Origin of the sequence: Rahnella sp. RcJ3, from assembly GCF_009498575.1 — a bacterium.
Lineage (GTDB): Bacteria > Pseudomonadota > Gammaproteobacteria > Enterobacterales > Enterobacteriaceae > Rahnella > Rahnella aceris.
The window spans coordinates 34,814-59,985 of the sequence record NZ_QSNX01000019.1 but is presented as its reverse complement, the minus strand read 5'-3'; the positions used below and the strand labels follow the sequence as shown (position 1 = coordinate 59,985).

Genomic DNA, 25,172 nt, shown 5'->3' with positions numbered 1-25,172 from the left:
ATATTACCCAATATACAGGCTGTGCATGGTGCGCAGTTCTTCAAATGATTAAAGGTGAATCCCATGATAATCGTCACTGGCGGCGCTGGTTTTATCGGCAGCAATATTATTAAATCGCTCAATGATATGGGATACCGCGATATTCTGGTGGTGGATAATCTGAAAGATGGCACCAAGTTCGTCAATCTGGTGGATCTGGATATTGCGGATTATTGCGACAAAGAAGATTTTATCGCCAGCATCGTGGCCGGCGACGATCTGGGTGATATCGACGCCATTTTCCACGAAGGCGCATGCTCTTCCACTACCGAGTGGGACGGCAAGTACATGATGGATAACAACTATCAGTACTCTAAAGATGTCCTGCATTATTGTTTAGATCGCAGCATTCCCTTCCTTTATGCGTCTTCCGCAGCCACTTATGGTAGCCAGAGCACCAGCTTTGTTGAAGAGCGTAAATACGAGCAACCGCTGAACGTCTATGGTTACTCTAAGTTCCTGTTTGACCAGTATGTTCGCGAAATTCTGCCGCACGCTGAATCTCAAATTTGTGGTTTCCGTTATTTCAACGTTTACGGACCGCGTGAAGGCCATAAAGGCAGCATGGCGAGCGTAGCGTTCCATCTGAATAATCAGATCAAGGCCGGGGAGAACCCAAAACTGTTCTCGGGCAGCGAAGGCTTCAAACGCGATTTTATCTACGTGGGTGATGTGGCAGCCGTGAACCTGTGGTTCTGGCAAAACGGTGTTTCGGGCATTTTTAACTGCGGTACCGGACGTTCGGAATCCTTCCAGGCTGTGGCAGATGCTGTCGTGGCATACCACAAGTCGGGCGATATCGAATACATTCCATTCCCGGAAAAACTCAAAGGCCGTTACCAGTCCTTCACACAGGCCGACATGACGGCCCTGCGTAACGCCGGTTACGACAAACCGTTCAAAACGGTTGCCGAAGGTGTTACGGAATACATGAGCTGGCTTAACCGCACAGTTTAAGCCCTGCACATTGAGGAATGGATTAACGGTATGAAAATACTGGTAATTGGGCCGTCATGGGTCGGTGACATGATGATGTCACAAAGTCTTTATCGCACCCTGAAAGCTGCGCACCCCGACGCTCAGATTGACGTGATGGCACCTGCATGGTGCCGTCCTTTACTTGATCGCATGCCGGAAGTACATCAGGCGCTGGCCATGCCGCTGGGCCACGGTGCGCTGGAATTGGGCGAACGTCGTCGTCTGGGTATTTCATTGCGCAATGAGAAATATCAGCGTGCATTCGTTCTGCCTAACTCGTTTAAATCGGCGCTGGTTCCTTTCTTTGCCCGTATTCCGCAACGCACCGGCTGGCGTGGCGAAATGCGCTATGGTCTGCTCAATGATTTGCGGGTGCTGGATAAACCCGCTTTTCCACTGATGGTTCAGCGTTATGCTGCTCTGGGCTACGATGCCCGGCAAATCAAAACTGCCGCTGATCTTCCACAACCCATTCTCTGGCCTAAATTAGAGGTCGGCGACGCTGAAGTCACCGCGGTTAAAACCTCATTCTCTGTGGATAACACCCGGCCGCTGATTGGTTTCTGCCCTGGCGCAGAGTTTGGTCCGGCAAAGCGCTGGCCTCATTATCACTACGCGGTGTTGGCTGAAAAACTGATCAGCGAAGGCTATCAGGTGGTGCTCTTTGGCTCTGCAAAAGATAACGCAGCAGGTGAACAAATCCGCCTGGCACTGACAGAAAACGCGCAACCTTTCTGTCTCAATCTGGCGGGGAAAACCTCATTGGATCAGGCGGTGGTGATGATTGCCGCCTGTCATGCGGTCGTCAGTAATGATTCAGGCCTGATGCATGTTGCCGCCGCGCTGGATAAACCGCTGATAGCACTTTACGGGCCCAGCAGCCCGGACTTCACACCGCCCCTCAGCCATCAGGCAAAAGTTATACGTCTGATCACTGGCTATCATAAAGTCCGTAAAGGCGATGCTGAAGAAGGCTATCACCAAAGTTTAATTGATATTCAACCCGGACAAGTTTATCAGGAACTCACCCAGTTGCTGAGCGCAAGGAAGGAGCTTTAATGCGGGTTCTCATCGTCAAAACGTCGTCCATGGGCGACGTTCTGCATACCCTTCCGGCGTTGACGGATGCTATGCAGGCCATTGCCGGGATCCGCTTTGACTGGGTCGTGGAAGAAGGATTTAGCCAGATCCCCGGCTGGCATCCTGCCGTTGATCGCGTGATACCTGTCGCCATCCGCCGCTGGCGTAAAAACTGGTTCGGCTCTGAAACCCGTCAGCAACGCTGTGATTTCAAACGCGAAGTTCAGTCTCAAACCTATGATGCGATCATTGATGCTCAGGGTCTGATTAAAAGCGCGGCACTGATCACCCGTGTCGCCAAAGGTGAAAAACACGGTCAGGATTGTAAAAGTGCCCGTGAACCATTCGCCAGCTGGTTCTACAATCAGCGTCATGAAATCGATAAAAAGCAGCACGCGGTAGAGCGTACCCGGGAATTGTTTGCGAAAAGCCTGGGCTATGAAAAGCCATCAGGCCAGGGAGATTATGCTATTGCAGCACGTTTCCTCTCCCATCTTCCTGCCGACGCGGGCCGGTATCTGGTGTTTCTTCATGCCACCACCCGCGCCGATAAACATTGGCCGGAAGAACACTGGCGTGAGCTGATCAGCATGTTCGGCGGGCAAGATATCCGCATCAAACTTCCGTGGGGGGCAGACCATGAACATCAGCGCGCATTGCGTCTGGCGGAAGGTTTCCCTTATGTCGAGGTGTTGCCCAAGTTGAGTCTGGAAAAAGTTGCTGAGGTTTTAGCCGGTGCGAAAGCGGTCATTTCTGTTGATACGGGGCTGAGCCATCTGACTGCCGCGCTGGATCGTCCAAATATCACGCTTTACGGACCGACCGATCCGGGATTGATTGGCGGGTATGGAAAGAATCAGTTTATCCTCAAAGCCGGGAACAATTCACTGGAAAACTTACCAGCCAAAACCGTCTTTGAGCGTCTGAGTGATCTGACCGCTGCGAAAGAGGAAGTGAACTGACCATGAGCTACGTGATTATTTTCATCTTGCTGTGGCCGTTCAAAATGCTGATGAAGCCTTTTCATCAGGGCAAAGGACGAAATCTGGTCATACAAACCGCCAAAATTGGTGATTTCGTCAATATCACGCCTTTACTGAAGCATTTAAAAAAATCAGATGTCTTGATCAGTAAAACGGTTTTGCCTTTGGCTGCACACGATTCGACGATCGATTCTATTTATCTCATTGAAGATTACAAAAAATCTTTAGTCAGTAAAATTGGTCTCGCCTTTCGCCTGCTCAACCGCTACGACAATATTTATCTGCTGCAACCTAACAGCGTTAACGGCTTCTATGCCGCCTTCTGTAATGCGAAGCATAAAGCCTTTCTGATCGCTTATACCCGCAAGTGGTATCACGGAATTTTTTATCAGACGGCCGACGTTGTTCGTTTGCATCAGAAAACCGATTTTACGCTGGAAAGTTATCTTAAGCTGGCAGACCCCAGCCTCAGTGCAGAAAGCTATACTAAACATGCCACCCTTCCCTTGTGGATACCTGAAAAAACCTTGCCGGAGCTGGCGGCAAGCAAGCAGGTCAAAATTGGTATCAGCATTTCGGCAGGCAATAAAGCTAAAACAATTCCGACAGCGGTATGGATTAAAATCCTTAATACCCTGGCTGGCCTTCCTTGTCAGTTTTATGTTTTTGGCCCGGAGAATGAGCAGAAATACCTTGATCAGTTGCTGGAAAAACTCAGTGCTCGCGAAAACATCATTAACCTGATCGGTAAGCTAAAATTGCATGAAGTCCCACATGCCATTTCTCAGATGGATATGTATATCGCCTCAGATTCTGGAAACGTGTATATCGCAGATGCGGTGAATATCCCAGTGGTATGTTTAGCGGGTCCTTGTGCCTTAACCGAGCAGCATCCAACCTATGCGCCACTCATCCTGACGCCTGAAGATAAAAAACTCGCGCCTGAATCTTTTATTTTCTCAGCACCTTATCAATTCCGGCACAGTGCTGAAGAACTTTTTTCACTCAGTGATGCTCAACTGGAGAAAATACGTTCATTTGTTATAAGCAAAACAAGTCAGGTACAACACTATGTCTGACCATGAATATATGAGCTATCTCGAGCATAAAGAAGAGCTCGTGAATAATTTAGGGGATTCATCACTCCCTGTGGTCCATATCGCATTCGGAATAAATAATGCCTATGCCCGTGGTATGGGGGTCACTGTCTTTTCTGTTCTGAAAAACAATCCTGACTTAGCTTTTCATATTCATATATTTGGCAGTGCGCTCGATGAAATATCAAAATCCCGGCTGCTTGAGCTGGCGGCAAATCATCCGCTGGCCATCACCTGTTACGTTTTTAAAGAATCTGCGTTCACTGCTTTACCGCTGATGGGGCGCTATCCTCAGGCTATTTATTATCGGTTATTCACTCCCTACATCCTTTCTGGCGTCACATCAAAATTACTCTACCTTGACGCGGACACATTATGTTTAGGCAGTTATAAAGAACTGAGCGAGATGGATATCAGCCCTTATACGCTGGCAGCCGTCAATGATACGCAACGGGCAAGAAATAAACTTTGTTCACAGTTAAGTCTGACAAAGGGAAATTATTTCAACTCAGGATTCTTATACATCAATATCCCTCAATGGCTTGAGAAAAATACAACTGAGCGGATCATCCGGACACTTAGCCTTCAGGAAAGTGAATTTAAATTCCCTGACCAGGACGCACTTAATATTGTCCTGGAACATGAAGTTCTGCTGCTTCCTAAAAGATATAATTTTGTGTGTGACATCATTTTAAATAAAGTGGGAAAGAGAGTTGATATACCGAAAGATACCATCCTGATTCATTATACGGGTAAATGTAAACCCTGGCACCTTTGGGGAATGGGAGAACTGGCCGATATTTATGATCAATATTATGCGCAATCCCCATGGCACGCAGTCCCACATGACGTGCCGGTTTCCTATAAAGAGATGAAACGCTATGCCCAGGCACTCTGGCATAAGGGTCGCTATTTGACCAGTTTGCGCTGGATGACCAAATATATGAATAATAAGATTTTCAGGAAAAGCTCTTTATGAAAAGTAATCTGATGGCACAGATAAAAAAATCGTCTTTTGACGATAAACTTGCATCTTTACTATTCTTATTGATTACCATTTCCATTTCTTTCTTTATGTACTCTGGTGAAATAACCCGGAATTTCTTTTATATCGCAACGTATATTGCTGTCCTGTATTTCATCTACGTCACCCTGCGTGTTGATAAGAAAATTAAATTCTACCCGGTTGCCTGCACAATTCTACTTCTGGGTATCAGCAAGTTGCTTTGGGTTATGCTCACCGTAAACCATCAATATCCGCTCATTGCCTATCATTACCAAATTAGCGGTAAGAGACTCATATTAGCTTCATTTATTCTGTATGCCATTGAACATAACATTCACAAATGGAAAATCCCTGCACTGACAGTGCGCACGGGGATAGCTATTATGACGATTCTTTTTATCGTTATATCCGTCATACGAATCATTGTTTATTTAAAGACAGGCGAAAGAATGAAAATAAATTCTGACGCTCCGACTTCCGGCGCCTATACATTTACTATTTTTTCTTTGCTGGTGATGTACAGTCTTAAATATCATGCGTTAAAGCATTACAGGCTCATTTGTCTGATTGTGATGACGCTAACTTTTGCGGTTCTCGCTGCCACAGAAACCCGCTCTGCAATAATACTCTTTATACTTATTAGTGCAGGCAGCATTATTTACGATTTCACCAAAAGCTCGCATACGTCTAAAATCATCTACGGTTTTGCCATTGCGGTCTTAATTATTGCCGCCGTGACTTCTGGTCATCCTTATTACAATAAAGTCCTCACCCGCTTCGATAATCTCCAAAACGAGGTTACCTCTTACAATGACGGGGAGCGTAATACTTCAGTCGGTGCGCGTTTCTCAATGTGGCGAGCCGGAGTGGATGCTTTCAAACATCACCCGTTTGGTCAGTCCGCCGACAGCCGCAATGCACTTGCCACCACGTTCATCGATGAGCATGAAGGCGGAAACCCGGAAGCGTTACGCAATCTTCAGTTCCATTTGCACAATGATATTATCGATACAATGTCATTACAGGGAATTTTAGGCGCATTGATTATGGTACTTTTCTTCGCCGTATTATTGCTCTATCCCTTCAGGCTGGTGCCCAAAGGTTACGAATTTTTATTACTGTCGGTCCCGGTAATTTACTTCAGCATGGGTGATACCCAGTTTTACAATCGCGAATCACCGTATTTTATTGTGCTGGTATTTGCCTACCTGATGATGCTCAGGATGAGGCCACATCCCCCGATAGAAAAACAATGATTTTTTCCGGGCTGTGAAACTTACACCGGCCCGGTTGATTGCCCTCCTTATCAGTGGAAATTGTGTGATATGCCCCTTACAACGACATCCGACAACATTAAGCTCAGCGCGATTATCCCTCTGTATAACGCAGGGGAAATGTTCCGAAACTTTATGGATTCGCTCGTCGCCCAGACGCTGACAAACTTCGAGATCATTATCGTCAATGATGGTTCGACAGACGGTTCCGAGTGCGTTGCGCAAGAATATGCTGAGAAATACCCGCATATTCGCGTCATTCATCAGGCTAACGGCGGCGTATCGCGTGCGCGTAATGCTGGCCTGGATATCGCCAAAGGTCAGTACGTCACTTTTCCGGATGCCGATGACATACTCTATCCGAACATGTACCAAACACTGATTGAACTGTGTGAACAGGATGATCTGGATGTCGCACAATGCAATGGTGAACGTTATTTTGTCGGCTCAGAAAAAGTTAAACCCATCATCCCTACCGATCGTTTAACGTCGACTGCCGTGCTGGATGGCCCGGACTGGCTTAAAATGGCGCTGGCAACAAACCGTTATTTGCACGTAGTGTGGTTAGGTGTCTATCGTCTCGAACTTATTAAAAAGCATCATCTGTATTTTGAACCCGGCCTGCATCATCAGGATATTCCCTGGACAACCGAATTCATGTTCAACGCACGCCGCGTGAAATACACCCAAGAGGTGCTTTATCGCTATTACATTCATGGTCAGTCAATCAGTAACCAAAAAAGAACCGGAATGAAAAACGTTGAATATCAACGGCATTACCTGAAAATTGCAAAAATGCTTGATGAATTAAATGAGCGATATAAAGGCCAGGTAAAAATCTATGCGGAGTTTCCGAGACAGGTCACCCGGGAAGCCCTGACGGTTTGTCATTCTGTTCGCCGCGAGCCTGTTCAGGCCGCTCAGAAAGCCATGATCGACGATATTTACACCTCCGGCACACGCAGGATAATGCTGCGTAACGCACGCGGACCGAAACAATGGTGGCAACTGTTACTGTGGCTGTATCGTCTCCATAACCTGCGTAAAAAACTCGGTTAAGTTGTTTCAGAAAGAGACGATTCCTTTATTCGTTTAAGTGGAATCTAACTATTTCATAAATGAAGTTATTTATCTTTCTATATCAGGAAGATAAATAACTTCACAGCATACGATTCTTCACCTAAAATCAACTCACTATATTCTACTATCAGATAATAGAATGCCTAATTCAGAAGCCAAATACGCAGCGTTCAGACCCCAAAGAATTCTTCTGGTGAAACTCCGTCATCATGGAGATATGGTGCTGACCACGCCGGTGATAAACAGGCTACGCGAGCATTACCCCGATGCTGAAATTGATGTGCTTCTGTATAAAGAAACTCGCCCTATTCTCAGTGAACATCCAGCGCTATCTCATATCCATGTCATTGACAGAACATGGAAAAAACAAGGTGTCCGCTATCAGTTACAACAGGAATATCAGTTACTCAAAGCTGTTCGCGACCGACATTATGATCTGGTGATTAATCTTGCCGATCAATGGCGCAGTGCTTTGATTTCCCGATTTAGTGGCGCGAAAGTTCGTTTAGGATTCGACTATAAAAAACGACGTTCTGCTTTCTGGCGGGCAGGTCATACGCAGTTAGTGACGACCGAAAATCACAGCATTTTGCATACTGTCGAACAGAATATGTCGATTTTGTCACCGCTTGGTATTTCCACCGATAACGCTCTGACATCAATGCATTATTCAGAAAGTGACAAGTCATTTTGTCAGCAATTACTTCTGAAAAATCAGGTGTCCGGCGAATATATTGTGATTCAGCCAACCTCCCGCTGGACGTTCAAATGCTGGGATGATGACAAATTCGCCAATGTGATTGATGGACTTGCTGAAACCGGCCTGACGATCGTGATGACCTCCGGCCCGGATAAGAAAGAGCTGGATATGGTGAGCAAAATCCAGGATCTCACGCACAATCCGCAGGTGATCTCTGTCGCCGGTCAGTTATCACTGACCCAGCTGGCTGCAATGATTGACGGTGCAAAACTCTTTATTGGGGTGGATTCTGCGCCGATGCATATGGCCGCCGCGCTTAATACGCCTTGCGTCGCCTTATTCGGCCCGACGAAAATGCAACACTGGCGTCCATGGGGCAAAAATAATACCACTCTCTGGGCGGGGGACTACGCGCCGCTACCCGCACCCGATTCGATCGATACAAAAACTCAACAACGTTATCTGCATGCAATCCCTGTCAGTGATGTGATTGATGCAGCCAGGAGTTATCTGCATGACTAATGCCGCCAGTGGGAAAAACATCCGTTTAGCGATTGTCAGACAAAAATATCGCCCGGATGGCGGCGCGGAACGTTTTATTTCCCGCGCCCTGGAGGCACTGGATGACCAAAATATTGATCTGAATATTATTACCCGCCAGTGGGAAGGCAAGCCAAATCCGCAATGGAAAATTCACCTGTGTAATCCGGCAAAGTATGGCCGTGTTTCACGTGAGAAGGGTTTTGCCGCTGCTGCGCAACAATGTTGGAAACAGGAACATTTCGACATAGTGCAAAGCCACGAACGTATTCCGGGTTGCGACATTTTCCGGGCCGGCGATGGTGCACATCGTGTCTGGCTGGAACAACGGGCGCGTGTCATTTCCCCTCTTCAGCGTTTTCTTACAAAAATCAGCCCCTACCACCGCTATGTCCTGCAAGCCGAAGAAGAGATGTTCCACTCCCCGGCATTGAAAAAAATCATCTGCAATTCTGAGATGGTAAAACGGGATATCATCCGCTGTTACGGAGTTGATGAGAGCCGTTTTGAAGTGATCTATAACGCCATTGATTCCCAAAAATTCGTACCGGCGACAGATGCACAGCGCCTTGCTGCGCGTGAAATGCTTTCAATTCCTGCGCAGGCCGTGGCACTGATTTACGTAGGTTCAGGTTTTGAACGCAAAGGGCTGAAGCCTGCCATTGAAGCGATCGCTTGTGGCGATCGCTACCTCATTGTCGTCGGACAAGATAAAGACCAGAAAAAATATGCGTCGCTGGCTCAGCAATCAGGGTGCGCCGACCGGGTCCGCTTTGTCGGGGTACAAAACAATGTACTCCCTTATTACCATGCGGCTGATGGCATGATTCTGCCGACATTATACGACCCGTTCCCGAACGTGATTCTTGAAGCCATGGCCTGCGGATTGCCCGTTATCACCAGCGAAACCTGTGGTGGCGCAGAGTTTATTCTGCAGGGGCGCGAAGGCTTCGTTTGCGATGCCCTGGATGTGATAAGACTTAGCGAATACGTCAATAAAATTCCTTCCCGTCAGGAAAATGACCAGATGGGAAATGCGGCAAGAGAGCGGATTTTACCTTACAGCCCTAAAAACCTTTCAAAACAGTTGGTTACACTTTATCACTCGTTACTGGTCTGAGGACGCAGGCGCTGACATGATGAGTCGATCACACTTATCTGATAACATGTGCCCATCTATCCGCCGGGACTATTTTCGCTCTATGAAATTGACTTTCCCTTATGCAACGCCTGATAAAAGATGAATATTTTTTATAATATAATCATATATTTAATTCAGCCATTGATTTGGATCCGTTTACTTTTGCGCAGCCGCAAGTCGCCCGCCTATCGTAAACGCTGGGCTGAACGTTATGGCTTCTGCAAAGGAAAGGTTGTCTCCGGCGGCATTATGCTGCATTCCGTTTCCGTTGGAGAAACGCTGGCAGCGATCCCTTTAGTCCGCGCATTACGTCATCGTTATCCTTCCTTGCCAATTACCGTCACCACCATGACACCGACAGGCTCAGAGCGTGTTCAGTCCGCTTTTGGCAAGGGTGTGCACCACGTCTATCTGCCTTATGATCTGGCCGGATCCGTAAATCGTTTCCTGGATGAGGTTAACCCCAAGCTGGTAATCATTATGGAAACCGAGCTTTGGCCGAACCTTATCAGTGCATTGCATCGTCGCAAAATTCCACTGGTTATCGCCAATGCCCGTCTTTCTGCCCGCTCAGCGAAGGGATACCAGAAGCTAGGCAAATTCATCCGTACCATTTTGCAACGCATTACACTGATCGCCGCACAGAATCAGGAAGATGGTGAACGCTTCTTATCTTTAGGACTCAAACGCAACCAGCTTGCGGTGACCGGTAGCCTGAAATTCGATATCTCGGTCACCCCCGAGCTCGCGGCAAAAGCCATTGCACTGCGCAGCCAGTGGGCATCACGCCGTCAGGTGTGGATCGCTACCAGTACGCATGAAGGCGAAGAAACTTTACTGCTGGAGGCGCACAAAGAGCTGCTGAAAGCGCATCCGAACTTGCTGCTTATTCTGGTGCCGCGCCATCCTGAACGTTTCCCGGTAGCTTGTGAGCTGACGCGCAAAGCTGGCCTCTCTTTCATTCAGCGCAGCTCAGGGGAAGTCCCTTCTTCGGCCACTCAGGTCGTGATAGGCGATACGATGGGCGAATTAATGTTGCTGTATGGCATTGCTGACCTGGCGTTTGTCGGCGGCAGCCTGGTCGATCGCGGAGGCCATAATCCCCTGGAAGCGGCAGCCCACGCAATTCCGGTGCTGATGGGACCCCATACCTTCAATTTCAAAGACATCTGCGCCAAGCTGGCTCAGGACGACGGTCTGATCACGGTCACTGATACTGCATCGCTGGTGAAAGAAATTTCTACACTGTTGACCGATGAAGACTACCGTTTGTATTACGGTCGCCATGCCGTTGAAGTTCTGCATCAAAATCAGGGGGCGTTACAGCGCCTGCTGCATTTACTGGAGCCTTATCTGCCCATCCGGAGTCATTAATGGCTGATAAAAAACGTTTATCCGTCGTGCTGATTGCCCGTAATGAGGCGGATTTATTGCCGGAATGCCTTAAGTCAGTAGACTGGGCAGATGAAATAATTCTGCTCGATTCCGGCAGCAACGATGCGACGCAGGATGTTGCCCGCCACTTCGGCGCTAAAGTATTCCAGAACACAGAGTGGCCGGGTTTTGGCAAACAGCGCCAGCTGGCGCAAAGTCATGCCACCGGTGACTACATTTTGATGATCGATGCCGACGAGCGTGTCACCCCTGAATTACGACAGTCGATTGAAACCGTGCTGAATTGCCCGCAGGAAAATACCGTTTATAGCCTCGGACGCAGTAATCTGTTCCTCGGAAAATTCATGCGCCACAGCGGCTGGTATCCTGATCGGGTCAACCGCCTGTACCCTGCTACATTCTGCTACAACGACGATCTGGTGCATGAATCACTGAACACAGGCAATGCGACTGTCGTTGCTTTGCAAGGTGACCTGCTGCATCTCACCTGTCGCGACCTTTTCGCCTTCCAGCGTAAACAACTCAGCTATGCGCAGGCATGGGCAGAGCAACGTAATCAGCAAGGCCGCCGTTGCAGTTTTTCCTCAATTCTTTCGCATACGCTGGGCGCATTCGTCAAAACCTGGATCCTGCGGGCCGGTTTTATGGATGGAAAGCAGGGGTTGATCCTGGCAGGCGTCAATGCACAATATACGTTCAATAAATATGCCGCCCTGTGGGCACTCAGCCACCAACTGCAAAAGTGAGCCGTCATGAGCACTAAGGCAATTTATCCCGGCACTTTCGACCCGATGACCAACGGGCATCTCGATATCGTCACCCGTGCGGCGCTGATGTTCGACCAGGTCATTCTTGCGATTGCGGCCAGCCCGAGCAAAAAACCGATGTTTTCGCTGGATGAACGCGTGGCGCTGGCGACCCAGGTCACATCCCATCTGGATAATGTTGAAGTCATTGGTTTCAGCGATTTGATGGCGAATTTCGCCAAAAATCAGGGCGCAAACGTGCTGGTACGGGGATTACGTGCGGTGTCTGATTTTGAATATGAGATGCAACTGGCAAACATGAACCGACATTTGCTGCCAACGCTGGAAAGCGTGTTCATGATGCCCTCAAAAGAATGGTCGTTTATTTCTTCTTCGCTGGTCAAAGAAGTCGCCCGCCACGGTGGGGATATCACGCCTTTCCTGCCGCAAATCATTACTCAGGCACTGATGGAAAAAATCAGCGCCTGAATCATGCGTTAGCGCTGACAGCGCGGGCAGAAAAACGTGGTGCGCTGAGCGTGTTTCTTACTCTCAATGGGCGTACCACATGCGCGGCAAGGCTCGCCCGTTCTGCCGTATACCTGCAGTTCTTGTGCAAAATATCCTGGCTTCCCATCTGACTGTAGAAAGTCTTTCAGCGTCGTCCCGCCCTGTTCAATAGAGCGCAGCAATACCGCTTTGATGGTTCTCACCAGCAATTCCGTCTCATCACGTTTGAGCGAATGTGCAGGTCTGTCAGGTGAAATACCGGCAACAAACAGGGATTCACTGGCATAGATATTCCCGACGCCGACTACCAGTTTGTTATCCATCAGCCAGGGTTTGATTGGCGATTTCTTCGTACGGGATTTCTCAAACAGATAATCTGCGTTGAAATCCTCGCTCAGCGGTTCCGGCCCCAGATGGGCTAAGACATTACTGGCCGCCAGATCAGAAGACCATAACCAGGCACCAAAACGTCGCGGATCGGTATAACGCAGCACATGGCCGGTATCCATCACCAGATCAACGTGGTCATGCTTACCTGCTTCAGTTTCTTCCGGCAATACCCGCAAACTGCCGGACATGCCCAGATGAATGATAATCCATCCGGTTCGCAGCTCAACCAGCAGATATTTTGCCCGACGCTGCACACTCAGAACCGGCTGATCGCTTAACGCTAAGATCTCCGCCGAGACAGGCCAGCGCAGGCGCGGATTACGCACAATGGCATGCAGTATCGTGTGACCTTTCAGATAGGGTTCAATCCCTCTGCGGCTGGTTTCAACCTCAGGTAATTCCGGCATAATTTCCCCTTGAGCAAAATCGTGTTCAAAGTGTGTCGCAGACACCGACATCAGGCAAATAAAAGTCGCACTAAATGGAAATCACGAAATTCAGGCAATAAAAAACCCGGCCGGAGCCGGGTTTTAGCAATCCACTAAAATTATTTAATTTTAGCTTCTTTATAGATCACGTGTTGACGGACAACTGGATCGAATTTCTTCAGTTCCAATTTTTCCGGCTTAGTACGCTTGTTCTTCGTGGTGGTATAGAAGTGACCAGTACCAGCAGAAGAAACCAGCTTGATCTTCTCGCGAACACCTTTAGCCATGATGCAGTTCCTTAATACTTCTCACCGCGGGCACGCAGATCGGCCAAGACCGTCTCAATACCCTTCTTATCAATAACACGCATACCTTTAGCAGATACACGCAGAGTTACAAAGCGCTTCTCAGCCTCAACCCAAAAACGGTGGGAGTGCAGGTTCGGCAGAAAACGGCGTTTGGTCGCGTTCATTGCGTGGGAACGGTTGTTACCGCTCACCGGGCGCTTGCCAGTAACTTGGCAGACTCGGGACATGTCTATTCTCCAAAAATCAAATCAGCTCGAGCTTCGTATAGGGTATGGCCGCCTCGTCAGGCTTTTAGAGCCCATCTCAGCAAACTCCACTGAGAACCGACTCACTGTCGTCGGGTAAAAAACCAATTCATCAGGTCAGAAACCTGCTGAGATAGGCTCTTAACGCCAAACCCAAGATTCTCAAAGGTGGCGTAGTATACGCTCTGTAGCGTAAGTGCTCAAGTCCCGAACAGCTAAAGATCCCTAAGGATCTTCAAAAAACGAAGTTAAATCCAGCCGCGTTCGGCAAAAGATACCGTTTCTCCGTGGCCTACAACCAAATGGTCGAGGACACGAATTTCCAGCAACTGGCACGCTCGAATAATCTGTTCAGTTACTTTTCTGTCCATCAGACTGGGCTCAGCCCGACCGGATGGGTGATTATGCGCCAGAATTAGGGCTGCCGCATTAACCTTCATCGCACCACGAACAATTTCGCGGGGATACACTTCTACGTGCCCAATAGTACCAGCAAACATCTCCTCATGGCGAATAACGCGATGCTGGTTGTCGAGAAAAAGTACCAGGAACACCTCTCTTTCCCGAAAAACGAGTAAATTCTGCAAATATTCACGGATAACTTTGGGGCTGAGCATCGCATTTTCGGCACTCAGGTGGCGCAGATAAGCGCGGCGGGATAATTCGGACACCGCCACAAGTTGCGAAAACTTGGCAACCCCCATTCCTTTCGTGCGCGCCATGGCGTCAAAATCCGCCATCAGTAACTGATGCAATGAACCGAACTCTTCCAGCAGATTCTTTGCCAGGTCCATCACATGCAATCCCCGGCATCCTGTACGCAGGTAAATCGCCAGCAATTCCTGATCCGTCAGCTCTTTTGCCCCTTGCTGCAATAATTTTTCGCGCGGTGGCATCACTCCCGGCCACTGGTTTTGCTGTTTCGTCATCCTGACTCCTTTTTTGCGGCGATTGTGTCACAGCATTCTCCCTGTCATAACGTCCGGTATGTCAGCTTGCGAGATGTTACGCAGAATTTTTATTCCTCAACTTTCGACGCATCGCCAATAGCTGTCATCATTCCCCGTTATGCTAAAATGTCGCTTCTTTCAGCTTTCAACCAATCGGACAATGATGATGACGGGACTTTCCGGCAAACATATTGTGCTCGGTATCAGCGGTGGTATCGCTGCCTATAAAGCACCAGAACTGGTACGTCGCTTACGTGAAAGAGGCGCTGAAGTTCGCGTCGTCATGACAGAAGCGGCGAAATCTTTCGTGACTCCGCTGAGCCTGCAGGCTGTTTCTGGCTATCCGGTTTCTGACGACCTGCTTGATCCGGCGGCCGAAGCGGCAATGGGACATATCGAGTTAGGGAAATGGGCAGATTTAGTCATTATCGCGCCTGCCACAGCGGATTTGCTGGCTCGCATGAATGCTGGCATGGCAAATGATCTGCTGACGACGGTGTGTCTGGCGACAGCGGCACCGGTCGCGGTACTTCCTGCGATGAACCAGCAAATGTATCGTGCGGCCATCACGCAAGAAAACCTGCAAAGCCTGGCAGCACGGGGCACATTGTTGTGGGGGCCGGACAGCGGCAGTCAGGCCTGCGGCGATGTTGGCCCGGGACGTATGCTGGACCCGCTGGTGATTGTGGATATGGCCAATGCGCATTTCTCTTCGCGCAAGGATCTGGCGCATCTGAATATTATGGTGACCGCAGGCCCCACCCGTGAGCCGCTGGATCCTGTCCGCTTCATCAGTAATCACAGTTCCGGCAAAATGGGTTTTGCCATTGCCAAAGCCGCCGCTGAACGTGGTGCCAAAGTAACGCTGATCGCCGGGCCGGTGACGCAACCGACGCCTGCCCGTGTTCATCGTATTGATGTGGAAAGTGCGCTGGAAATGGAGCAAGCCGTCCAGCTTTCGGCAGCTTCTCAGCATATTTTTATTTCCTGCGCTGCCGTGGCAGATTATCGCGCAGAACGTATTGCTGATGAGAAGATCAAAAAGCAAGGCGATGAAATCACTGTAAAAATGATTAAAAACCCTGACATCGTCGCTGGCGTCGCGGCCATGACAGAAAACCGGCCTTACGTCGTGGGGTTTGCCGCTGAAACCCAGAATGTGGAAGAATACGCGCGGCAAAAAAGGATCCGTAAGAATCTGGATCTGATCTGCGCCAACGATGTTTCACTTGCCGGGCAAGGTTTCAACAGCGATTCCAATGCCTTGCATCTTTTTTGGCAGGACGGGGATAAAATCTTACCACTCAGCGATAAGTCCCTGCTTGGCCAACGTTTATTAGAAGAGATTGTCAGCCGTTATGATGAAAAAAATCGACATTAAAATTCTCGACCCGCGCATCGGTTCGACTTTCCCTTTACCGGCTTACGCGACACCGGGGTCTGCGGGTCTGGATTTACGCGCCTGTCTGGATGCTTCTGTAGAACTGAAACCGGGCGAAACCACACTGCTGCCAACAGGTCTGGCTATCCATATTGGTGATGCTAATCTGGCGGCGGTGATTTTGCCACGTTCCGGTCTGGGTCATAAACACGGCGTTGTACTGGGCAATCTGGTTGGCCTTATCGATTCAGATTATCAGGGCCAACTTATGGTGTCCGTCTGGAACCGTGGTCAGACAACATTTGTTATCGAACCGGGCGAGCGCATTGCTCAGATGGTGTTTGTGCCTGTCGTTCAGGCAGAATTCAATCTGGTGGAAGATTTTGACGCCAGTGAACGCGGCGAAGGGGGCTTTGGCCACTCAGGTCGCCAATAAGAACCTGTTCAGCACCGCTGATTTTGACGCGATATTGAACAGATCCTTATCACTATCAGACCGTAACAACGCGAAGGGAACGAAATAAGCCGCAGGATCACAGCGATTCATGCGGCAGTTGTGCGGTTTCTCCATGATTTTAGCCGTTTTTTAGCAAGGGTCTATTCAGACATGGCAGAGAAAGAAACGACAAAAAGGAACAGGCGCGAAGAGATTTTGCAGGCATTAGCGCAAATGCTTCAGTCCAGCGACGGCAGCCAGCGGATCACGACTGCAAAGCTCGCCGCCAGCGTGGGGGTTTCAGAAGCAGCTCTTTATCGTCATTTTCCCAGTAAAACGCGGATGTTTGACAGCTTAATTGAGTTTATCGAAGACAGTCTGATCACCCGTATCAATCTCATCCTGCAGGATGAAAAGGATACGCTAAACAGAATACGTCTGATTTTGCTGCTGATTTTAGGGTTTGCCGAGCGTAATCCGGGATTGACCCGTATTATGACCGGCCATGCCCTGATGTTTGAACAGGACCGTTTGCAGGGCCGCATCAACCAACTTTTCGAGCGGATTGAAGCGCAACTGCGTCAGGTACTGCGGGAAAAGAAAATGCGTGAAGGCAGCGGATTCATCAGCGATGAAACTCTACTCGCCAGCCAGTTACTGGCATTTTGCGAAGGGATGCTGTCACGTTTTGTACGTTCTGAATTCAAGTACAAACCGACTCAGGACTTCGATACCCGCTGGCCACTTATCTCTGCTCAGCTGCAATAAACGCGCAGGGACAAACGTCAAATCTAAAAAGGGCCGAAAGGCCCTTTTTTCATATTATGGCTGAATCATTTTCCCATTTTCATCCAGCATCGCGGTCAGTAACGCTGTGCCGTCATCACCTACCCGAAATGCACCATAACGCGCACGGGCGAAACGTTCACCTTGCCCTTCCTGGAAAAAATACGCATTAGTTCCCACCATCAGTGTTCCGGCATTCATATGATAGTTAACCCGTAATTCATCGGGCTTCAGCGGGTCACCGCTATCAAACCGCGCCTGAGTGACCTGCCGGTGCTCATTAACTGCCACAATAATTTTGCCACTAACAGGAAAACAAGGCGTCTGTGGAAGAGAATTACAACCCTGACGTTGCTGGTATAGCTCCTCTTGCAAAGATCGCGTGATGGCATAATTGAGAGCCATGTAATCCCCCTGCATCAAAGAACGCGGATCAACCGGCGCAAGCTGCAATATCATTACCGCACCCTGTTTAAGCACCTGCTCTTTTTGCCAGATACCCGCATTCACTGCGATCAGTGCCAGCAGTATCACTACTCCTGACAGCCATTTCCTCAGATTACGGGTTTGCATAAGCTTCCTCCTTACGCACGGGGATCAGTTTTTTGGCTGCAAAGGCCAGCGCCAGCAACACCACGCCGGTGACAAACATCAGAAGGGATTTCTGTAATAAGCTGACGCCGAGGAAGTAATACCAGTCGATAACATACAGCGCGAGGAAACAGCCGCTCGCGGCTAAAATCCCCTGATTTCCCTGATAACGCGCCATCAGTAATAGCCACAGCCCCAGGCCAATTCCCGGCGCATAAAAGGCTGCGACGCCACACACAACCGCCGCCACCAGATACAGCATTGCTGATGGCGTCTTTTTCACCACAGTCTGATACAAACACACCAGTACTAAACCTGCGGCAATGCCTGCGCCAGTTCCTCCCGAAAGAGGAAAATACTCCGCTGGCCGCCAGAAAACATCGAAGAGAAGCGAGGTGTTAATGGCGGAAAAACACTGCAATATCAGGCCGGAAGGAATACCCCAGAGGAGAGGAAAAACAGCCTCAGCCCATGATGTGGCTTTTAAGTTAATTTGTTCTCTGATAATCCACAGCCAGAAAATCACAATGACAGCAACCAGCGCTGAAACCGCCCAAAAACGGGTGACCGGCGGTAAATACATCCCTGTCAGCAAATTGCCGGAAAGGATCAGCAAAAATGTCAGCGCCGTTATCGCCATAAAGCGGAAAGTACGATCGCGCATTGCCAGCACCATCAACGTAAGCACCGGTAATGAACAGAGCGAGCCCACCAGGAAGGACATTTCCCAGTCGGGTTCAAAGAGAAGATAGAAACCAAAACAGAGGCCGCAGGTCGCGGCTATCGCCCATGCCAGCCCGATATGATGCTTACTCACGCCCTGCATACGCAAAAGCCCACCCGCAACAATTGCAAGGAGCAGAGAAGGGATAATCACCGTGGCTGCATTGGGGTCATTGAGCAGGTCGACAACATACAGCACCAGAATCAGCAGAAATAAAATAATCATCGCGGCGACCCAGCCACCGATACCCAGTGTCAGTCGCAGGTACCAGGGAAGATGAGAGGAGTGATCGTATTGCTGAATCTCTTCAATTTGCACCTGACTAAGCAAATCATTTCGGCGTAGTTGTTCCGTCAGCACTGCCATTTCCGTGGAAGAAACCTCGACCGGCTGGCTCTCATAGAGTTTACGCCGCCAGTAGAGCATCAGGGCGCCACATCCCGGCAGCCATAAAGCCATCAGGCAGCCCAGCATAAACAGGCCGCCAATATCGTAAGAACTGTCGAACATCTGCACGATCAGCACACATCCCACTGCCGCTGCGCTGGCGGTTCCCAGAGTCAGCATGCAGAGATCAGGATAGCGATAACGATAAAAGAAGTAACTCACCACTAAGACTGCCAGCCATAAAGCGGTGACGAAGGGGTGAGGGGTATCGTATCCCCAACCGGATATATTTTCGGCAACAATGCAAGTCAGCACTAATAGCAGGAAGCCAGCCATCACCCGGGAAAACCAGCGGCTGGCAAGCCAGGCGTGGGGATTGTGCTTAATGACCCGTATGGCCAGAACTTCGCGAATAATCAGGCACAACGTCTGCGCAATCAGATAGCTGTAGAGCGCAGTTGTGGGAAAATAGTCGAGACCGTCGAATACGGCGCTGTCCATCAGGGACATAGACACCGTGGCGTAATAGAGCTGAAACGTCAGATTGGCAAGTAACCAGGAGCAGAACCACAGACTGTTCTGTCGGGCGATTAAGGCTAAAGGCAGGAAAACAAACAGCCAGGCCCTGAACAGCTCCCAGCTGTCGGCCCCCGTCTGATAAATCTGGCCATAAAGGGCAAACAGAGCACCAAAGCCGAGACCCGCAGCCAGCAAGGCACTGCGTGCAATCCCGTCATACCAGCGCCACCAGACGACGACGGCAAGCGCAACGATCAGTAACTCGGCCAGCGCAAATTTTGCCATCTTTGGCATATCAGCCCAGTTCCAGGCTACAAAGAATACGGCACCGGCCACCAGTGATAACAGACCCAGCAGGGAGAGTAAGGGAACCAGAAATTTCTGCCATTCGGGATAACCCGGCCGGACGCCACAAAAGTCATAAATACGCTGACATGCGGCCGGCGTCAGGCTACCGCTTTTGACCAGACGCTCCGTCTGGCGACAGAGAAACTCTGCCGCCCGCGAAGGCATCCATTCTTTGCTGCCGGCTTCATTTTGTGTCATGACATCCCTGCCTTTGAGGTTTTACCCGATATTAAACACCATACTCCTGCCGGTAAGCCCGCACAGCAGCCAGATGGTCAGCCATTTCCGCCTTTTCTTCCAGATACTCAATCAGGTCGGCCAGCGTAATAATTGAAATCACTTTGCAATGATAGTCGCGCTCAACCTCCTGAATAGCGGAGATATCTGCGCGTCCACGTTCCTGACGGTCCAGAGAAATCAATACGCCAGCCAGAGTGGCTTTGTTCGCGTTGATGATTTCCATCGATTCACGGATGGCAGTACCGGCGGTGATCACATCATCGACCAGCATGACACGCCCCTGCAAAGGGCTGCCGACCAGCAAGCCGCCTTCACCATGGTCTTTGGCTTCTTTGCGGTTAAAGCAGTATGGCACATCGCGCTCATGATGCTCAGCCAGTGCAACCGCGGTGGTCGTCGCGATTGGAATACCTTTGTAAGCCGGGCCAAACACTAAATCGAAATCAATTTTGGAATCCACCAATGCTTCGGCATAAAAACGTCCCAGTAACGCCAGATCACGGCCAGTATTAAATAGACCAGCATTGAAGAAGTAAGGGCTGATGCGCCCGGACTTCAGGGTAAATTCACCGAATTTCAAAACCTGTTTGTTCAGTGCGAACTCAATAAACTGGCGCTGATAGGCTTTCATTGATGGTCTCCTCTATAACGTCTTATTTCTTATTGTCAGCCCGCAGGCCATAAAAAAGGCGACTTCTCAGTCGCCTTAAAAAATTATTCCGCCAGCGCCGCTTTCTGCGCCTGGAAGATAGTGTCGATGCCCCCTCTGGCGAGAGCAAGTAAACCGAGTAACTCTTCGTGGCTGAATGGCTCACCTTCTGCGGTGCCCTGCACCTCAATCATGCGGCCATCTTCCATCATCACCACGTTCATGTCGGTTTCTGCCGCTGAGTCTTCGACATACTCGAGATCACACAGCGCTTCGCCTTTCACGATGCCTACGGAAACCGCTGCAACCATGCCTTTCATCGGATTAGCTTTCAGTTTACCTGCAGCTACCAGCGCATTCAGTGCATCCGCCAGAGCAACGCAAGCACCAGAAATGGACGCAGTGCGCGTGCCGCCGTCCGCCTGCAACACATCACAGTCGAGCGTAATGGTGAATTCACCCAGCTTTTTCAGTTCCACCGCAGCACGCAGGGAACGGGCAATCAGACGCTGAATTTCCAGAGTACGACCGCCTTGCTTGCCTTTTGCGGCTTCACGCGCATTACGCGTATGGGTAGAACGCGGCAACATGCCGTACTCTGCGGTGATCCAACCTTGTCCCTGACCTTTCAGAAAACGCGGAACACCTTCCTCCACCGTCGCGGTACATAGCACTTTAGTATCACCAAACTCCACCAGCACGGAACCTTCAGCGTGTTTAGTGTAATGGCGGGTCAGTGTTACGGGGCGCACTTGTTGTGCATTTCGGCCTGCTGGACGCATGGATACTTCTCCGGGTCACGAATCATGTTTGGCTGCGCATTATACCCAAAAACATTCAGGTTGCATCAAGGCGGCAAGTGAATGAACTCCGCGAGCTTACTCACGTAAGCGACCGGAATGAGTAAACGACGCCAACGCAGAGGCAGCCTGAAGGGTGACGGGGATACGGACTTCAGGAGGTTATACCTATCATGACTGGCATGGCACGGCTATAATCGCTGCATCTTTACATTAACAGGTACGCATACATGATCAGAAGTATGACCGCTTATGCCCGACGCGAAATTAAGGGTGACTGGGGCAGCGCAGCGTGGGAACTCCGCTCGGTAAACCAACGTTATCTCGAAACCTACATCCGTCTGCCCGAGCAATTCCGCAGCCTGGAGCCGGTTGTCCGTGAGCGCATTCGCGCCCGGCTTACCCGCGGTAAAGTCGAATGTAATCTGCGTTTTGATCTCGATCCGGGCGCACAAAGCACGTTGCAGCTCAATGAAAAACTGGCGAAACAGCTGGTTGAAGCCGCGCAATGGGTGAAAATGCAAAGTGATGAAGGCGAAATTAATCCGCTGGAAGTCCTGCGCTGGCCGGGCGTGATGCTGGCTGAAGAACAGGATCTGGATGCCATCAGCACCGAGTTGCTGCTGGCGCTGGAAACAGCACTGGACGATTTCATCAGCGCACGCGAAAGCGAAGGTGCCGCACTGAAAACGATGATCGAACAGCGTCTCGACGGTGTGAGTGCAGAAGTGGTAAAAGTCCGCGCCCAGATGCCAAATATTCTGCAATGGCAGCGCGAGCGCCTGGTCAGCAAACTGGAAGATGCGCAGGTTCAGCTGGAAAATACCCGTCTGGAGCAGGAACTGGTTCTAATGGCGCAGCGTGTCGATGTAGCTGAAGAGCTGGACCGACTTGAAGCGCACGTCAAAGAAACACATAAAATCATGAAGAAAGAAGAAGCCGTGGGCCGTCGTCTTGATTTTATGATGCAGGAATTTAACCGCGAATCGAACACACTGGCATCTAAATCTATCAATGCTGATGTCACGACGTCAGCCATCGAGTTGAAAGTGTTGATCGAACAAATGCGCGAGCAGATTCAGAACATCGAGTAAATCCTCTCCCCCGCATAATAAAAAACGCCTCCGGTCATAAAACCCGAGGCGTTTTTTTATGCGTCAGCGAAGAAAGAAATTAGTCTTCCCAGCGTTTCAACAAGACACAGGCATTAACGCCACCGAAGCCGAAACCGTTTGATAAGGCATAGGTGATGTCATGTTTCTGCGCAGTATTACCGACGATGTTCAGACCGGCAGCCGCTTCGTCTTTGTTTTCCAGATTCAGCGTCGGAGGAACGATTTGGTCACGTACGGCAAGAATGGTGAAGATCGTCTCCAGCCCGCCAGCCGCGCCCAACAAGTGTCCGGTCGCAGATTTGGTAGACGTAACAGCCAGTTTGCCGTCAGTGCCAAACAGGGTTTTAATCGCATTGATTTCACCCAGATCACCCACCGGTGTAGACGTGGCATGAGCATTCAGATGTTGCACGTCTGATGGCTGAATACCCGCCTGACGCAGGGCGATTTTCATCGCGCGGCCCGCACCGTTGCCATCTTCCGCACCGGACGTCATGTGGTAGGCGTCACCGCTGGTGCCGTAACCGACAATCTCAGCCAGAATTTTGGCGCCACGTGCCTTCGCATGTTCCAGCTCTTCGATCACCAGCATGCCTGCGCCTTCGCCCATGATGAAACCATCACGCGCGCTGTCAAACGGACGGGAGGCTTTTTCCGGATGATCTTCATGACCGGTAGACATGGCCTTCGCTGCAGCAAAACCGCCCAGGCTCACGGTATCAATCGCCGCTTCTGCGCCGCCACAAAGCGCAACATCGGCTTCGTCATTGCGAATCAAACGCACTGCATCACCAATCGCCTGAACACCTGCCGCGCAAGCCGTTACCGGTGCGCCAATCGGGCCTTTGAACTGATGTTTAATCGAAACCTGGCCAGACGCCAGATTCACCAGGAATGAAGGTATAGTGAAAGGCGACAAACGCTTAGCGCCACGGCTGTCATTGGTGCGCACGGCATGGGCAATAGCCGGGAAGCCGCCGATACCAGAACCGATGATAGTTGCGGTACGTTCCTGTTGTTCCTGCGTTTCTGCTTTCCAGCCAGCGTCAGCAATAGCCATATCCGCAGCAGCCATCGCAAACAGAATGAAACGGTCCATTTTTTTCTGGTCTTTCGGTACCACGAACATATCCGGATCGAATCCTGACTCAGGGTCCTGTTCTTTAGTTTGTACCTGACCACCAATTTTCACAGTCAACGTTTCAACAATCTCTTCCGGCAAAACTCGGATACCAGACTGACCGGCCAGCAGACGCTTCCAGATAGTTTCGATATCACAGCCCAGAGGACTCACAGCCCCCATGCCGGTAATAACCACTCGACGATGAGTCATAAAACATTCCTCTCTGTCTGTATAAGACGTAAGTTTCTGCAGGCGATTACATGAACCGGCCAGAAACGGGTTTCTGGATAATAAAGCCTGACAGTATGTGACGAATTACGTTTTTGTAAACCCGTAACCCAAAATTTTATTGTGCCTACTTTGCGAGGCTACGCAACACCAGGCTGGTGATTGCCTGAACGCGTTCTTCCAGTTGTTCAGGTGTTTTTTGTTCCAGCAATAACGGATGCGAGAAGGGGGTTGTCACCGTGGTGATCGCCATACAAACCTCATCCAGCGGCGTTTTACGCTCAAATTCACCGGATTCCCGGCCGTCGGCAACCACTTTCTCAACAATGCTGTATATCATAGCACGATGATTTAATGTGGATTTCCATCGCTGAGCTGAGGCTATCGCGGCCAGATCATGTAATTTCCTGTCCAGGAAAAAGAGATCCAGACTACGTGTCAGCAGCGTTTTAAAAATAGATCTCAGGCGCAGAGTCGCACTTTGGTCACTTTGCGCAATCACCATGAGCGCTTCATCTATCTGCCCCACCCGCTGCGAGCAAATGGCTTCGCCAATAGCTTGTTTAGACTCAAAAAACTTATAAATATAAGCACTTGAAACGCCAATCGACTTGGCAAGATCCGCCACCGACGTTTTGGCATAGCCATAAAGACGAAAGTGCTCGAATGCCGCATCTATAATTTGTTCACGCCGTTCGTGCTCGGCAGGTCCACGCTGTGTTAACGCAACCGGAATATCGGGCTTCATACACTCCTCCGGGCAGATTAAACAATTAAGCCGTGCGTCAATGAGTGACGATTTTAATTAATCGTAACCTATAAGCGAAGAAAATTCACCTCTGATAAAAAACGGCGTCATGGATAAATGGAAAAGCACCGTCAAAACAAACGAGTAATCACCAATTTTCTAATCTAAAATAATGCAACATTTTCTCTTACCCTTTAGTAATGGCTG

General features: G+C 49.7%; 26 protein-coding genes. 16 read left to right on the top strand and 10 right to left on the bottom strand.

What is annotated here, in order from left to right; all coding sequences use genetic code 11:
- Positions 1-63: 63 nt before the first annotated feature.
- The 12 genes from rfaD (at position 64) to coaD (ending at position 12,548) form a co-directional block, all read left to right on the top strand.
- A complete protein-coding gene (rfaD, locus tag DXU84_RS20620) occupies positions 64-996 on the top strand; it encodes an ADP-glyceromanno-heptose 6-epimerase (RefSeq protein ID WP_013577612.1) in 933 nt (310 codons plus the stop codon).
- A 30-nt stretch (positions 997-1,026) separates the two neighbouring features.
- Positions 1,027-2,076 (top strand): ADP-heptose--LPS heptosyltransferase RfaF, encoded by a 1,050-nt coding sequence (rfaF, locus tag DXU84_RS20615; protein WP_112152576.1) that lies wholly within the window; start codon positions 1,027-1,029, stop codon positions 2,074-2,076.
- On the top strand, positions 2,076-3,059 hold the full coding sequence (rfaC, locus tag DXU84_RS20610; protein WP_121020207.1) for a lipopolysaccharide heptosyltransferase RfaC: 984 nt from the start codon (positions 2,076-2,078) through the stop codon (positions 3,057-3,059). The genes rfaF and rfaC overlap by 1 nt, the downstream gene beginning before the upstream one ends.
- 2 nt (positions 3,060-3,061) lie before the next feature.
- On the top strand, positions 3,062-4,159 hold the full coding sequence (locus tag DXU84_RS20605) for a glycosyltransferase family 9 protein (RefSeq protein ID WP_126125269.1): 1,098 nt from the start codon (positions 3,062-3,064) through the stop codon (positions 4,157-4,159).
- Positions 4,152-5,156: a glycosyltransferase family 8 protein gene (locus tag DXU84_RS20600; protein ID WP_126125270.1), complete on the top strand. Its 1,005-nt coding sequence runs from the start codon at positions 4,152-4,154 to the stop codon at positions 5,154-5,156. The genes DXU84_RS20605 and DXU84_RS20600 overlap by 8 nt, the downstream gene beginning before the upstream one ends.
- Entirely contained in the window at positions 5,153-6,439 is a 1,287-nt protein-coding gene (locus tag DXU84_RS20595) for an O-antigen ligase (RefSeq protein WP_037035344.1), read from the top strand. Before DXU84_RS20600 ends, DXU84_RS20595 begins: the two co-directional genes overlap by 4 nt.
- A 69-nt stretch (positions 6,440-6,508) precedes the next feature.
- Positions 6,509-7,516: a glycosyltransferase gene (locus DXU84_RS20590; RefSeq protein ID WP_126125272.1), complete on the top strand. Its 1,008-nt coding sequence runs from the start codon at positions 6,509-6,511 to the stop codon at positions 7,514-7,516.
- Between the two features lie 160 nt (positions 7,517-7,676).
- A complete protein-coding gene (gene rfaQ / locus DXU84_RS20585) occupies positions 7,677-8,759 on the top strand; it encodes a putative lipopolysaccharide heptosyltransferase III (protein WP_013577619.1) in 1,083 nt (360 codons plus the stop codon).
- Positions 8,752-9,897 carry a glycosyltransferase family 4 protein gene (locus tag DXU84_RS20580; RefSeq protein WP_013577620.1) on the top strand — a complete coding sequence of 382 codons (1,146 nt, stop codon included), beginning with the start codon at positions 8,752-8,754 and terminating at the stop codon, positions 9,895-9,897. Before rfaQ ends, DXU84_RS20580 begins: the two co-directional genes overlap by 8 nt.
- A 120-nt stretch (positions 9,898-10,017) precedes the next feature.
- Positions 10,018-11,292 carry a lipid IV(A) 3-deoxy-D-manno-octulosonic acid transferase gene (waaA, locus tag DXU84_RS20575; protein WP_013577621.1) on the top strand — a complete coding sequence of 425 codons (1,275 nt, stop codon included), beginning with the start codon at positions 10,018-10,020 and terminating at the stop codon, positions 11,290-11,292.
- Positions 11,292-12,059 carry a glycosyltransferase family 2 protein gene (locus DXU84_RS20570; RefSeq protein ID WP_112197351.1) on the top strand — a complete coding sequence of 256 codons (768 nt, stop codon included), beginning with the start codon at positions 11,292-11,294 and terminating at the stop codon, positions 12,057-12,059. The genes waaA and DXU84_RS20570 overlap by 1 nt, the downstream gene beginning before the upstream one ends.
- 6 nt (positions 12,060-12,065) lie before the next feature.
- The gene (gene coaD, locus DXU84_RS20565) at positions 12,066-12,548 is read left to right on the top strand and encodes a pantetheine-phosphate adenylyltransferase (RefSeq protein WP_013577623.1); all 483 of its coding nucleotides are present in this window, start codon (positions 12,066-12,068) and stop codon (positions 12,546-12,548) included.
- A gap of 8 nt (positions 12,549-12,556) precedes the next feature.
- On the opposite strand, the gene mutM is transcribed toward coaD, so the two are convergent.
- The 4 genes from mutM to radC form a co-directional block, all read right to left on the bottom strand.
- Positions 12,557-13,366 carry a bifunctional DNA-formamidopyrimidine glycosylase/DNA-(apurinic or apyrimidinic site) lyase gene (gene mutM / locus DXU84_RS20560; RefSeq protein ID WP_013577624.1) on the bottom strand — a complete coding sequence of 270 codons (810 nt, stop codon included), beginning with the start codon at positions 13,364-13,366 and terminating at the stop codon, positions 12,557-12,559.
- A 140-nt stretch (positions 13,367-13,506) separates the two neighbouring features.
- A complete protein-coding gene (gene rpmG, locus DXU84_RS20555; RefSeq protein WP_004392084.1) occupies positions 13,507-13,674 on the bottom strand; it encodes a 50S ribosomal protein L33 in 168 nt (55 codons plus the stop codon).
- Between the two features lie 11 nt (positions 13,675-13,685).
- Positions 13,686-13,922 carry a 50S ribosomal protein L28 gene (gene rpmB, locus DXU84_RS20550; RefSeq protein ID WP_004931195.1) on the bottom strand — a complete coding sequence of 79 codons (237 nt, stop codon included), beginning with the start codon at positions 13,920-13,922 and terminating at the stop codon, positions 13,686-13,688.
- Positions 13,923-14,188: 266 nt separating this feature from the next.
- Positions 14,189-14,869 (bottom strand): DNA repair protein RadC, encoded by a 681-nt coding sequence (radC, locus tag DXU84_RS20545; protein ID WP_013577625.1) that lies wholly within the window; start codon positions 14,867-14,869, stop codon positions 14,189-14,191.
- A gap of 184 nt (positions 14,870-15,053) precedes the next feature.
- Between radC and coaBC the strand changes: the two genes are divergently transcribed.
- From coaBC to slmA, 3 genes are all read left to right on the top strand, one after another.
- Complete coding sequence (gene coaBC / locus DXU84_RS20540; RefSeq protein ID WP_013577626.1) at positions 15,054-16,271, top strand: bifunctional phosphopantothenoylcysteine decarboxylase/phosphopantothenate--cysteine ligase CoaBC; 1,218 nt, start codon at positions 15,054-15,056, stop codon at positions 16,269-16,271.
- Positions 16,249-16,707: a dUTP diphosphatase gene (gene dut / locus DXU84_RS20535; protein WP_013577627.1), complete on the top strand. Its 459-nt coding sequence runs from the start codon at positions 16,249-16,251 to the stop codon at positions 16,705-16,707. Before coaBC ends, dut begins: the two co-directional genes overlap by 23 nt.
- Before the next feature lie 171 nt (positions 16,708-16,878).
- Positions 16,879-17,475, top strand: coding sequence for a nucleoid occlusion factor SlmA (slmA, locus tag DXU84_RS20530; RefSeq protein WP_013577628.1), 597 nt, complete (start codon positions 16,879-16,881; stop codon positions 17,473-17,475).
- A 54-nt stretch (positions 17,476-17,529) separates the two neighbouring features.
- Here slmA and DXU84_RS20525 read toward each other — a convergent pair whose 3' ends face one another.
- From DXU84_RS20525 to rph, 4 genes are all read right to left on the bottom strand, one after another.
- Positions 17,530-18,066: a GDYXXLXY domain-containing protein gene (locus DXU84_RS20525; protein ID WP_013577629.1), complete on the bottom strand. Its 537-nt coding sequence runs from the start codon at positions 18,064-18,066 to the stop codon at positions 17,530-17,532.
- Entirely contained in the window at positions 18,053-20,260 is a 2,208-nt protein-coding gene (locus DXU84_RS20520; RefSeq protein ID WP_153376599.1) for a DUF2157 domain-containing protein, read from the bottom strand. The genes DXU84_RS20525 and DXU84_RS20520 overlap by 14 nt, the downstream gene beginning before the upstream one ends.
- A 31-nt stretch (positions 20,261-20,291) precedes the next feature.
- Complete coding sequence (gene pyrE / locus DXU84_RS20515; RefSeq protein ID WP_037035354.1) at positions 20,292-20,933, bottom strand: orotate phosphoribosyltransferase; 642 nt, start codon at positions 20,931-20,933, stop codon at positions 20,292-20,294.
- Positions 20,934-21,016: 83 nt separating this feature from the next.
- Positions 21,017-21,733, bottom strand: coding sequence for a ribonuclease PH (rph, locus tag DXU84_RS20510; RefSeq protein ID WP_153376598.1), 717 nt, complete (start codon positions 21,731-21,733; stop codon positions 21,017-21,019).
- 248 nt (positions 21,734-21,981) lie between these two features.
- Here rph and DXU84_RS20505 point away from each other — a divergent pair, with 248 nt between their 5' ends.
- A complete protein-coding gene (locus tag DXU84_RS20505) occupies positions 21,982-22,845 on the top strand; it encodes a YicC/YloC family endoribonuclease (protein WP_013577633.1) in 864 nt (287 codons plus the stop codon).
- Between the two features lie 79 nt (positions 22,846-22,924).
- Here DXU84_RS20505 and fabF read toward each other — a convergent pair whose 3' ends face one another.
- Positions 22,925-24,199 (bottom strand): beta-ketoacyl-ACP synthase II, encoded by a 1,275-nt coding sequence (gene fabF, locus DXU84_RS20500; RefSeq protein WP_013577634.1) that lies wholly within the window; start codon positions 24,197-24,199, stop codon positions 22,925-22,927.
- Between the two features lie 145 nt (positions 24,200-24,344).
- Positions 24,345-24,965, bottom strand: a complete 621-nt coding sequence (locus DXU84_RS20495) for a TetR/AcrR family transcriptional regulator (protein ID WP_013577635.1) — start codon at positions 24,963-24,965, stop codon at positions 24,345-24,347.
- Positions 24,966-25,172 lie beyond the last annotated feature (207 nt).